Annotated in this window: 12 protein-coding genes and 1 pseudogene; 10 read left to right on the top strand and 3 right to left on the bottom strand. The window is 57.9% G+C overall.

The window, feature by feature from the left end:
• Positions 1 to 237: 237 nt before the first annotated feature.
• From LKX83_RS00450 to LKX83_RS00440, 3 genes are all read left to right on the top strand, one after another.
• Positions 238 to 1,980 (top strand): ABC transporter ATP-binding protein, encoded by a 1,743-nt coding sequence (locus LKX83_RS00450; RefSeq protein WP_227879784.1) that lies wholly within the window; start codon positions 238 to 240, stop codon positions 1,978 to 1,980.
• A gap of 127 nt (positions 1,981 to 2,107) precedes the next feature.
• Entirely contained in the window at positions 2,108 to 2,734 is a 627-nt protein-coding gene (locus tag LKX83_RS00445) for a hypothetical protein (protein ID WP_227879779.1), read from the top strand.
• Positions 2,735 to 2,900: 166 nt separating this feature from the next.
• Positions 2,901 to 3,617, top strand: a complete 717-nt coding sequence (locus tag LKX83_RS00440; protein ID WP_227879777.1) for a class I SAM-dependent methyltransferase — start codon at positions 2,901 to 2,903, stop codon at positions 3,615 to 3,617.
• On the opposite strand, the gene LKX83_RS00435 is transcribed toward LKX83_RS00440, so the two are convergent.
• Positions 3,614 to 4,060, bottom strand: coding sequence for a hypothetical protein (locus tag LKX83_RS00435; protein ID WP_227879776.1), 447 nt, complete (start codon positions 4,058 to 4,060; stop codon positions 3,614 to 3,616). The genes LKX83_RS00440 and LKX83_RS00435 overlap by 4 nt on opposite strands.
• Before the next feature lie 199 nt (positions 4,061 to 4,259).
• On the opposite strand from LKX83_RS00435, the gene LKX83_RS00430 reads away from it, so the two are divergent.
• The 3 genes and pseudogenes from LKX83_RS00430 to LKX83_RS00420 form a co-directional block, all read left to right on the top strand.
• Positions 4,260 to 4,622 (top strand): hypothetical protein, encoded by a 363-nt coding sequence (locus tag LKX83_RS00430; RefSeq protein ID WP_227879774.1) that lies wholly within the window; start codon positions 4,260 to 4,262, stop codon positions 4,620 to 4,622.
• 190 nt (positions 4,623 to 4,812) lie between these two features.
• Positions 4,813 to 4,923: a YjcZ family sporulation protein gene (locus LKX83_RS00425; RefSeq protein WP_227879773.1), complete on the top strand. Its 111-nt coding sequence runs from the start codon at positions 4,813 to 4,815 to the stop codon at positions 4,921 to 4,923.
• 463 nt (positions 4,924 to 5,386) lie between these two features.
• Positions 5,387 to 5,905: pseudogene (locus LKX83_RS00420) on the top strand (extracellular solute-binding protein); the annotation flags it as partial.
• Between the two features lie 117 nt (positions 5,906 to 6,022).
• On the opposite strand, the gene LKX83_RS00415 reads toward LKX83_RS00420, so the two are convergent.
• Positions 6,023 to 6,604, bottom strand: coding sequence for a DUF421 domain-containing protein (locus LKX83_RS00415; protein WP_227879771.1), 582 nt, complete (start codon positions 6,602 to 6,604; stop codon positions 6,023 to 6,025).
• A gap of 254 nt (positions 6,605 to 6,858) precedes the next feature.
• On the opposite strand from LKX83_RS00415, the gene LKX83_RS00410 reads away from it, so the two are divergent.
• Positions 6,859 to 7,617 (top strand): YheC/YheD family protein, encoded by a 759-nt coding sequence (locus LKX83_RS00410; RefSeq protein ID WP_227879769.1) that lies wholly within the window; start codon positions 6,859 to 6,861, stop codon positions 7,615 to 7,617.
• Positions 7,618 to 7,676: 59 nt separating this feature from the next.
• The gene (locus tag LKX83_RS00405; RefSeq protein WP_227879767.1) at positions 7,677 to 7,868 is read left to right on the top strand and encodes a hypothetical protein; all 192 of its coding nucleotides are present in this window, start codon (positions 7,677 to 7,679) and stop codon (positions 7,866 to 7,868) included.
• A 119-nt stretch (positions 7,869 to 7,987) separates the two neighbouring features.
• Here the strand turns inward: LKX83_RS00405 and LKX83_RS00400 are convergent, their stop codons facing one another.
• The gene (locus LKX83_RS00400; RefSeq protein WP_227879765.1) at positions 7,988 to 8,866 is read right to left on the bottom strand and encodes an AraC family transcriptional regulator; all 879 of its coding nucleotides are present in this window, start codon (positions 8,864 to 8,866) and stop codon (positions 7,988 to 7,990) included.
• Between the two features lie 123 nt (positions 8,867 to 8,989).
• Here LKX83_RS00400 and LKX83_RS00395 point away from each other — a divergent pair, with 123 nt between their 5' ends.
• Both LKX83_RS00395 and LKX83_RS00390 read left to right on the top strand, forming a co-directional pair.
• Positions 8,990 to 9,961, top strand: a complete 972-nt coding sequence (locus LKX83_RS00395; RefSeq protein ID WP_227879764.1) for an alpha-L-fucosidase — start codon at positions 8,990 to 8,992, stop codon at positions 9,959 to 9,961.
• A 195-nt stretch (positions 9,962 to 10,156) separates the two neighbouring features.
• Complete coding sequence (locus LKX83_RS00390; protein WP_227879762.1) at positions 10,157 to 11,461, top strand: discoidin domain-containing protein; 1,305 nt, start codon at positions 10,157 to 10,159, stop codon at positions 11,459 to 11,461.
• Positions 11,462 to 11,507 lie beyond the last annotated feature (46 nt).

Below are 11,507 nucleotides of genomic sequence, written 5' to 3'. Positions count from 1 at the left end.
TTTCCGCTCCGGTTTATTTTGGCAACAGGAAGAAACGATTATAGCCAAAAAAGACGGTTTGCCGACGTCGGATGTTCCGATACAATGAAAGCAACCAGAATGAAGGAGGCTATTTCCATGAGAAACGATACGATGCGCAGAGGACGGACCTATAAGGGTGCAGCGCATTACTGATCGACCCTGTTCGGGCTGCCCCCTTTTAGGTGTTTGCACAAGAACACGAAAAGGGGCACATTCATGCGATTTCCGATTCGCCGATTTTTTTCCTATTACCAACCCTACAAACGCCTGTACCTGACCGTATTGGGCTGCGCCTTCCTGGTCTCGGCGGCGGCGCTCGTCTTTCCGCTGCTCGTGCAGCATCTGACCAAGGTGGTGCTCCAGGGCGACTTGTCCGAGGCGCTCGGAAAAGTGTACGCCATAAGCGGATGGATGCTGGCGCTGATCGCGATTCAGGCGATCGGGAACTATATCGTGGATTACAAGGGGCACGAAGTGGGCGCCCGCATGGAGAGCGACTTGCGCGGCGAACTGTTCGCGCATATGCAGACGCTGTCCTTCGATTTTCACGACGGGCAGCGCACCGGACGCCTCATGTCCCGCATTACGAACGATTTGCTGCTGCTTTCCGAACTGTATCACCATGGGCCCGAAGATTACGTCAAATATATCGTTCGATTCGTAGGCGCATTTGCGATTTTATGTACGATCGACGCCCGGTTGACGCTTGCCGTTTTTTGCTTTTTCCCGTTTATGGCCGCCTATTCCTTGTACTTCAACAAGAAGTTGAATCGCGCGCTGACGCGGAACAAGGCGCGGATCGGCGACGTGAACGCGCAGGTGGAGGACAGCCTGTCGGGCATTCGCGCCGTCCAGTCGTTTGCCAACGAGCGGTTGGAGATCGAGAAATTCGACCGGGAAAACCGCCGGTTCCTGGACAGCCGGAAGGCGACGTACAGAGCGGAAGCTTATTATTTCAACGGCATCGAAACGATGATCCAGCTCATCACCATGACGGCCATCGTTTACGGCAGCGCGCGGATGATCGGACATTCCATGGAGATCGCGGATCTGATCACGTTTCTGCTGTACATCGGCTATATGATCGAGCCCATTCAGCGGCTGACGCATATGAGCACGCAGCTGCAGGAAGGCGTCACCGGCTTCCAGCGCTTCATGGAGATCATGAATCTGAAGCCGACGATAACGAGCAAGCAGGGCGCTGCGGTCTTGCGCGGCGTAAGGGGCGAGATCTCGTTTCGCGATGTTTCCTTCCGCTACGAAGACCGCCCGGACCCGGTGCTGAACCATCTGTCGCTGCAGGTCCGGCCCGGAGAATACGTGGCGCTCGTCGGTCCGTCCGGCGCCGGCAAGACGACGCTCTGTTCGCTGATTCCGCGGTTTTACGAGGCCTCGGAGGGGCACGTGCTCCTAGACGGGATCGATGTCAAGGATCTGGAGCTGCAGTCGCTGCGCCGACACGTCGGAGTCGTACAGCAAGACGTCTTCCTGTTCGCGGGAACGATCCTGGACAACATTCGGTACGGCCGTCCGGATGCGACCGACGAGGAGGTCGTTGCCGCCGCCAAGCGCGCCCACGCGCACGATTTTATCCTGAAGCTGCCGGACGGCTATCGCTCCGAAATCGGACAACGCGGGCTGAAGCTGTCGGGCGGGCAGAAGCAGCGGATCAGTATCGCGCGCGTCTTTTTGAAAAATCCGCCGGTGCTTCTCTTCGACGAAGCCACGAGCGCCCTCGACAACGAAAGCGAGCGCATCGTCCAAGCGTCGCTCGAAGCGCTGGCCCAAGGACGCACAACGATCGTCATCGCCCACCGGCTGTCGACGATTCGACACGCGCAGCGGATCCTGGTCCTGACGGAGGACGGAATCGCCGAGGAGGGGACGCACGAGGCGCTTCTCGCCCGAGGCGGCATGTACGCGCGATTGTACGCCATGCAGCATGCCGTACACGTCTAATCCGTTTCGATTTGTACGACGGCCCTTCCCCTGTACGGGGGAGGGCCGCTTCTTTTTAACAATTTCGTAAGAATCGGCAGCTATACTGGGATCGGACAGGGGAAAATTCACAACCTAGGAGCGTGTCATGAAACCCGACAAGAAAGTTTGGATCCCGGCTGTCGCTGCCGCTATAATCGCCGTGTTGCTGATCGCCGTTTCCTTGTATGCCGGATGGACGCACGAACGTCCTGACGGGAAAATACCACATCCTCCGGGACCTCGCAACGAAGGCCTCGGAGAATATGCCACCACTTTAGGGACGATAGCGTTATTCGCCGGCGCAGCCGGTTTCAGCTGGTTTTGGTTCAGGAAACGGCTCAAATCGCCGTCCGGCTTGGTGCGGCGTGCGGGAAAGCTGCTTTATGCGTGGCACAAGCCGCTGGGGTGGGTCACCGTTTCACTGATCGCGATTCACGGGGCATACCTCGGGATCGCCAAGTTCGGCGACGACAAAGTTTACACCGGCCTTGCAGGCTTTATCGTGCTGGTGACGCTCGCCGGATACGGTCACCTGATCCGCCGGGTTCGCAACAGGTGGATGAGGGCCGTGCATCGGTCGCTCGGGTTGTTGTTGGCTCCCGTTCTGATCGTACATGCCGGCGGATCTGCCATCCTTGCGATCCTAGCGGCGCTAGCCGTCGGGGCGGCGGTGTCTCTCCTGGAGAGGATCGTTAGAACAAACCGTGCGCCGGACACCGGCCCGTCTTCGTAAACGAAACAAACCTTCCATCGGTATGGGCCGAAGCCGGCAGTCCAAGCGACTGCCGGCTTGCTGCCGTTTCGAGCCCAATGACCGTCTCGTATGGGCGAATGCAAACACGGCAGCCCTCCTGCGGACATATACCTAAAGAAGCAAACGGGAGGGAGAAGAGGCACAAATGGATTACATGGACCTGCTATCGAGGCTGGGCGTCGGTTCCGCGCATCCCGGCGGCTTTGCCGCCACCAGGAAGCTTCTGGAACGCGTAGGCCCGCCGGCCGAATTGCATATCCTGGAGGTCGGCTGCGGGACCGGCAAAACGGCTTGTTATCTCGCGGCGAACGGCTATCGGGTCACCGCCGTCGACCGTCATCCGCTCATGCTTGAAAAAGCCAGGAAGCGCGCGGAGAAAGAAGGGATCGCGGGCATTGAGTGGGTGCCGGGGGACGTGCAGCGGCTTCCGTTCGACGACGGCACCTTCGACGTCGTCATCGCCGAATCCGTCACGATCTTCACGCAGATCGACCAAACGCTGGCCGAATATGCCCGCGTTCTAAAACCGCAAGGCCGTCTGTTCGACCGAGAGCTGGTCCGCTACAAACGGATTCCCGAGGATATGGTCCAAGAAATGAAGGATTTTCTCAAATTGGAACGCCTGCTAAGCCGGGACGAGTGGCTTTCCGCGCTGCGTCTGGCCGGACTTCGGGTCGAACAGCCAAAGCTGGAGTCGTTTCGCAGCCACGAGGCATCCGTCGAGCCCGGCGATTTCGAAGAATTGGACGTTCAAACGCTGCTCGATCCGGAAATCGGACAAGGATTGATGCAGTATACCCAATTGATGCTGGCGCAGGAAGCTTACTTCCGGGTGTGCCAGTTCGAAGCGCGCAAACCTTAAAGCTTGAGGCCGCCGAGCAGCGGCATGATCGTGCGCAGCATGCCGAAGCCGAGCTTGATTCCCGGCCATGCTTTGCCGAGCATGCCGAACATGCCGCCGCCGGTTGCCCCGATGCCGCCTGCGCCCAAAGCGCCGGCGGCGCCGGGCAGCCCTGCTCCGCCGCCCAACAAGCCTCCCAAACCGCCGCCCAAGCCTCCTCCGAACAGCGAGGAGGCAAGGCCCAGCAAGCCGGAGGTACGGACGCTGCCCGACGGCCGGCTGCGCGAACCGCGCCATTTGCGCGGGCTTTTTTCGCCGTGCAACGTGAAGTGTCCTCGACCGACTTCGGAGATGTATCCGACGTAATAGCTGCCGTCCTTTAAAACCACGCAGACCGGGGCGCCGATCCACGGCCTTACCCGATCCGCTTGCCAATTCGCTTTTGCCGGATGGATGGAGATCACCTTCTTTCTCGTTTGGTTATCCTATGCGCGCCGTGCCGGTTCGCTTGTACGTCTACCATTCTCCTGCATAATCGGCGAAATCGCCCAGCGGGAAGAACGGCAAAAGTAGACGGATGAACAAGCGGCCACGGGATTTTGGCATATGTTAACCTATCGGACGGGAGAGATGTCCGCACTCCAGAAGAGAGGAGAGGCTAGCTTGATTCCAATTTCCCCTGTGAATGAAGAGACCGTCCGCTGCTACGTCGGCGCTCCGGTCTGCGCGGTGCTGAACGACGGCACTCGCCACTTCGGCATCCTGCGAGGCATCGACGGCGGTCATTTGCATCTGGGCGGAGGCGGCGGCGAGCTGACGCTGGCGTCATTTCAAAAGAAAGCGAAAGCCAGAGCCAAAACGCACGCTGGCCGAAGACCTTCCGGCAAAAAAGCGAAAACGTCCGCTTGGGGCTGGGGCGGCGGCTGGGGTTGGGGCGGCGGTTGGGGCTGGGGCTGGGGCGCAGGCTTCGCGATCAGCCTTGCGGTGCTCGCCAGTCTGTTTTTCCTTCCGTTCTTCTTCATCTGATGCCCGAAAAGGCAGGCGCGATCGCGGCCTGCCTTTCCCGCGCTGGGACGCGTCGAAGCTTGGGACTTGAACTAGCCGACCTCGATTCATGGCATCATTTTTGCCGGGGCGGGTTATATGTCCAAGAAGAGCGCCTCCCGGACACATACACTAAGACGTAAGTCAAAACCCCGTGAGGAGTGAGCGAACGATGGGATACGGAGCAGGAGCTAGCTGTGCAGGCTACGGCAGCAGCGCTGCATTAGTGTTGGTGCTGTACATTCTGCTGGTCATCATCCTGGCTGGCGCAGCCTTCGTCTAATCGGGCGACACGGCAATGGCCGAGCGGCCTTTCTCGAGAGAGAAAGGCCGTTTTTCGTATGGGCAGAGACATCCAAATCCCGCCTCATTTTACAGAAGGTTAGCAAAATTCGGGATTTCGCCGAACATAACGTCTTTATGCTAGGAATCGAAGTCGAAAAGAGAGCAGGTGAGCCGTGAGTACGACGGAGCAAGAGCTTACCCGGCCGATCCAGGCAAGCAGGCGAATCGCCCGACGCGCCAAACGCCTTGCCGTCTGGAGAGAGAATATGGCGGGATATGTTTTTTTGGCGCCTTCCCTCCTACTGTTTGCTATGTTCCTGTTTGATCCGCTCGTCCAATCGATTTATCTCAGCTTCCATCTGACAGATCCGAGGGGACGCATCGCGGCGTTTGTCGGATTGGACAACTTTACGCGGCTGTTCGCTTCCTCCGCGTTCTGGAACAGCCTCGCCGTGACGCTGATGACGCTCGATTCGACCGGCAGTCTGCGGGGCATCGTCGACGGCGCAAACGGCAAGTTCGAAGTCGGCACCGCCTTTCTGCCAAAGCCGGACGGCGCTCCGGAAGGCGGCGTCATCGTAGGCGGTGCGAGCCTGTGGATCTTGAACAACAAGCCGGATGATGAGCAGAAAGCCGCTTGGACGTTCATCCGATATTTGGCCGAGCCAAAGACGCAAGCGCAGTGGCATATCAGCTCCGGCTACTTCCCGATCAACAAAAAAGCGTACGAAGAGCAGAACGTGAAGATCAACCTGGTCAAGTACCCGCAATTCCAGACGGCGATCGACCAGCTTCATGCGACGAAGCTGACGCCAGCGACGCAAGGCGCGGTCATGGGCGTCTTCCCGGAAGCGCGGCAGATCGTCGAAGGGGCGATGGAGGAGGCGTTCTCCGGCGCCAAGGAGACGAAAAAAGCGCTCGACGACGCCGCGAAGGCAATCACCGACAAGATCGCGACATACAACCGCACGGTGAAATAACGAATAGTCAAGCCAAGCCGCGAAGCTCCATCGGGAGCGAAGCGCGAACAGCCGAAAGAAGCACTTTCGTTGGAAAGTGCTTCTTTCGTTTTTGATTCCGCTGCGAAGGCAGGCGGGTCATTCATAGGAACGCGGAATCCGCTTCCGGTGTTTTTGCGCCGCGACTTCGTCGAACAGATTGCCGTTCGGATCCGGCTTCCCGGGCGAGGCGGGGTGCAAGGGCGCCAATATCTTCTCCAGATCGCCGATCGTGACGGGCTTCGCATGTTCCTTCCACTCGTAGCCCAGTTGTCCGCTTATTTCCATCGTGACCGTTCGGAGATCTTCGACCCGGCTGATTCCCTTTTCCCTTAATCTCGCTTCCAGTTGGTCGACGGTCAAGCGCAGCTTTTTGAGATTCGCCATGATCATCTTGCCGTCTTGGACGACCAGCGTAGCTTTGCCCAGAAAACATCGCTCTACCCAGTCGAATTTGAGCGACAGATACTGAACCGCTACCAGCAAGCCGACGAATACGCACAACACCATAATCGTTTTCCACAAACCGTTGCCGGCCACGGCATGACTGATGTTGGAAGCAATGGCCAAGAGCGTTACGATTTCGAGCCCCGTCATTTCTCCCACCGTTTTCTTCCCGACGACCCGCATCAGACAGAACCCGACGAAGAGGATGATAAGGGCATCCACCATAAAATTCATGCGCTGCTGCTCCTTTCCCGCGGCAGGGTGATCTAGCCGGCAATCGCGTTTCGCATTTGAATTTGGAACTCCTTGTCTCATTCTTTCTAGAAGGGAAGCAATCGATACCCGATGACAGCGCGGCCGCCTGGGAAAGGAGAGCGTCCCTATCGATCTTTTCGAGCCGCGGTTACATTCCTTGAGGAGATAGGCATATATGGTGACAAGCTCATGCAACCATTCATAAGGTACATCAAGAAAGGTGGGAGCTTTTCATGAGCGGATATCGGAGCGCTACGATTCTAAGCAAATGGAAAAAAACGGGTTGGTTGATGACGGACCGAAGCTTGCGCAAACATATTCCCCCTACGCGCCTTTTCAAAAAAGACCATTTATCCTCGATGCTTTCTCGATATTCGACGGTGTACTTCAAGCCCACAAACGGTTCGGGCGGCGTCAATATCGTTCGAATCAAGAAGGTCCGGAAGGGCTATCACACGGAAGGGAGCGCCGGAAAAGCCACCTATCCTACGATCGACAGCTTATACAACAAGTTGAAGCGTTTCGCGCGGGGAAGATCTTATGTGTTGCAGAAAGGGATCCAGCTCGCGAGAACAAACGGAAAGCCGTTCGACATCCGCGTTATGGTACAGAAAACGAATCATGGGAAGTGGGTAAGCACGGCGGTAATTGCCAAAATAGGAAAACCGGGAAAGGTTGCCACCAATTATAATCAAGGGGGAACGCTCGGATATTTTCGCCAAACCATGTCCGGCGCGGGATACAGCCATGCCTCCGCGAATCGAAAAGAATCGCAGCTGAAGCGTATGGGGGTCCAAGCAGGTCGGGTATTCGATCGTCGCCAAAAAGGATTTAGAGAATTAGGCCTGGATGTAGCTTTGGATTCATCGGGCAAACCGTGGATCCTGGAGGTCAACACGAAACCTCAATTTTACCCCTTGAAATGGATGAGAGACAAAGCCCTGTATCGACGCATCTTATCTTACGCGAAAGCATACGGAAGATCTAAATAAATCGTGCGATTGACGGCCGGGAACGTCGCTTCCAATAATCGAGCTATGAAGTCCCGAGCTTGCCGACCGAGCGGTTCGAAATTGTCTCGATCGATGGAACCGAGGCCGTATACGACAAGGATCAAGCGGTTTTGACTTTCTATCAGAGCGAAGAAGGCACCCGTCTTCAATACGAAATTCACTTGTTCCGCTCGATCGAGAATCCGCCGCAACTCGACGATTTGATCGAGGCGGCACGAAGCTTTTTGTAAGCCAAATAGGCCCCCAGGGCGATAGATGATCGAATGTATTCGATTTTTAGCACACCATGCGCACCTCAATTATCGTGTACAATCGCAATCAGCTAAAAGAAGAATATGACTTCCCTGGCTTAATCCAGCCGGAACAGTTGGTGTCGTTTGCGGTACGCGCCCGGCGTGAGGGCGGTGTGGCGCTTGAACAACCGCGTGAAATAGGTGTAATCGTGGAAGCCGCATTGTTCGCCAACCTGAACGAGCGGATCGTCCGAATGCGCCAGCAGCCGTTTGGCACGCTCCATCTGCAGCCGGTGTCTGTATTGGAGCGGACTCATCCCGGTCGTCAGCTTCAGGCAGCGCGATAAATAATCGAAGTGATAGTTCAGATCGCACTCCATCCGTCCCGAGTCGAACGGAAGCTCCAAGCGGCCAGCCAAGTATGCGGCCGCCCGTTCGCCGATCTCGTAGGCGCGCGCTTCCGGACCGTTTTCCCGCAGGCCGTTCTGAAGCTGCAGCAGCGCCTGTCCGAACAACAGATGGAGCGCGTAGGATCGGGCGGGCGTCACGGCGACGTGCAGAGCCAGCATCTCTTGCAGCAACGGCACGAGGGTTCGCAGATCGACGCTGCCGAACTTGGGAATGGAGATGACGGCGGGGAGGGGCTCGGTAGCCTGATCCGTTGACTGCATGATCGACTGAGGCCGGCCGGTTTTCGCGATCGGCATCGTCTCCGCCGCATGCGGGTGCCGGAAGTGGATCCAGTAAACCTCGGTCTCCGCATCCGTCGGCCGATACCCGCGATGCAGGCGCCCCGGCTCGAGGACCAGCACCCGGCCGGCGGAAATGTCGTAGCGGATGCCGTCTTCCTCCATATACAGCGCACCCTTGGCGACGACGATGAGATCGTAGACGTCGAAGCGACGCTCGGCATGGACGACGCCCGGCTGCCACAACACGTGCCCGATCGCGGCCAGCAGCGGCATTGGCGGCACCTGCATCTCCAATACGAGCATCTCGACGCCTCCCTTCGGAAATGTAGATATTGTACGATAGAATGTCGTCTTTGTCAGCTGCGCCAACGGATTCGAGCTGATAAAGTGATAGCTATCATCCGATTCCGATAGGAGGACGCTCGTATGGAACGTTCAGATCTGGTGCAGCGGCAGCGCTGGTTCGTCAATCAAAGGTTCGGCATGTTCATCCATTTCAACAGCGCCACGGTTCAATTCGCCGACAAGGAAATGAAGGACTGGGAGTACGATCATGAAAATCACGATGCGCCTCGCTTGTATCCATTCGATCCGAAAGACTGGCAGCCGGATCGGCTGGACTGCGCGCAATGGGCGCAAGCCGCGAAATCGGCGGGTATGAAGTTCTCGGCGCTGACCGCGAAGCACCACGAAGGCTTCAGCTTGTGGCCGACCCGTTTCACGGAGCATTGCGTGCGCAACGCGACGATCCAAACGGACGTCGTCGCGGCCTATCTCGATGCTTTCAGGCGGGAAGAGATCGACGCGGGACTCTATTTCTCCATGCTGGATTTGCATCATCGGATCGGCCGCAAAAAGTGCACGCCGGCAGACAAGCAATTGATCCTGAATCAGCTTGAAGAGCTGTTGACCGGCTACGGCGACATTCCGTTCCTCGTCATCGACGGGTGGAACGCGCATTGGGGCGGGCCAAGTTACGAGGATCTGCCGTTCGAGGAAGTCGACGCCCTGGTCAAGCAACTGCAGCCGAACTGTTTGCTGATGAACATCAGCTGTGAATCCAACCTGAACCATACGGATATCGTTTTCTACGAAAACGCGGCGGGCCAGGAAGTGGAGCATTCCTTTGCCGGACCGGGAGCGGGCTGCCACATTTTGTCCGACACCTGGTTTTGGAGGACGACCGACACGGCGATGGAGCTGAAGTCGGCGGATTGGGCGCTCGAGCGAATCCGGACAGCCAACCGGCAGAACGTGACCTTCTTCTTGAACGGGGCGCCGAACAGGCAAGGGCAGCTGGATGCCAACGTACTGGAACGTTTCCGGGAAATCGGCGAGCGCTACCGTCCGCCGGCCAACCTGGACGCGCTGCCGGACAACTGGCTTTATCGGGCGTAGGGGCTGTTCGGCTTTACTATTTACAACAAAGCTTGCATTTGCCCAATAGGCAGAGGCGGTCTCGCGGGAGTATAGTGAGGGCGAAGAGAGCGTAAGCGGTTGCATGTCCCGGCGGCGCCAGGCTTTCCTTTCGACAGTCGGTCTTCGGGGGCATTCGCGCGCGTTCGCTCGACCAAACCCAAGCGAGGTGGAGTGATGAAACGAAAGACGTTGAAGCTGCTCCTGTCCTGCTGTCTGTTGTTCGGAATGCTCCCGTGGGGCGCTTCGGCCGCGACGCCCCCGGAGTCGGTCATCTACGGCGGAGGCCCGTTCTATGCCGGGGGAACGGCAACGATGAACGATCTCCGGCAATCCGGGTTTACGACGGTCATGCTGTGGACGATCCACGTCAACGCCAACGGAGACTTGTACTACAACGATCAAAAGGTCGTATCGAACGGCGCTTACGTCGGCAAAGCATCCTGGCCGAGCGAACTGGCAACGCTGAAGCAGGCGCCGACGTCGGTCAAGCGGCTCGAGATCAGCGTCGGCTCCTGGGGCGTAAACGACTTTCAAAACATCAAAGACCTGATCGCCGCCCAAGGAACGGGAACGACCAGCATCCTCTACAAAAATTTCTCCGCCCTCAAAAATGCCATCGGCGGGGACGCGATCAGCTTCGACAACGAGGACCTGTATGACGTAAATTCGTCCGCGGCGTTCGGCAACATGCTGGCAGGACTCGGGTACAAGATTACGCTGTGCCCGTACACGAACGTCAGTTATTGGCAAAGCGTCAAATCGCAGCTCGGTACGAAGGTCGACCGCATCTATCTGCAGGTATACGACGGCGGGGCGGGGAACAACCCGTCGACCTGGAGCAGCCAGCTCGGGATGACCGTCATGCCGGGACTGGACAGCAAGACGTCCAGCAGGGGCAATACGCCCGCCCAGGTGAATAGCAGGATGAGCGCTTGGAAAGCGTCGGCAGGCATTGCCGGCGGTTTCATCTGGTACTACGACGCCATTTTGAACAACCCGTCCGGCGGCTCGGCGGCCGATTACGCGGCTGCCATCAACGGGGCGCTGGGCTCTCCGAGCTCCGGGTCGATCGCGACCGGCGGGACGGTCACTGCCAGCCAAGGAGGCAGCCCGTCCGGCGAAGAGAAGGAGAAGGCGTTCGACGGCAGCAGCGCGACCAAGTGGCTGATCTTCGCCGCGAGCGGCTGGATCCAGTACCAATTCGGCAGCAATGCCGCCTATGCGGCGACCTCGTACTCGATCACGTCGGCCAACGACTATGCGGCGCGCGATCCGAAAAACTGGACGCTGCTGGGGTCTAACGACGGCGCGACCTGGACGACGCTCGACACGCAGACCAATCAAACGTTTGCGAGCCGATTCCAGACGAAGAGCTATTCGTTCGGCAATACGACTGCCTACAAATACTATCGGCTGAACGTGACCGCCAACAACGGCGGGGCGGAGCTGCAGATCGCGGAGATCGGCTTGTACTTGTAGACCTTCAACCAAAAACGGCGGACGCCCCCTTGGGCGCCCGCCGTTT

Source organism: Cohnella baijiui (genome assembly GCF_020731285.1).
In the GTDB taxonomy this organism is placed as follows: domain Bacteria; phylum Bacillota; class Bacilli; order Paenibacillales; family Paenibacillaceae; genus Cohnella.
This window is presented reverse-complemented; position numbering and strand designations above follow the sequence as displayed.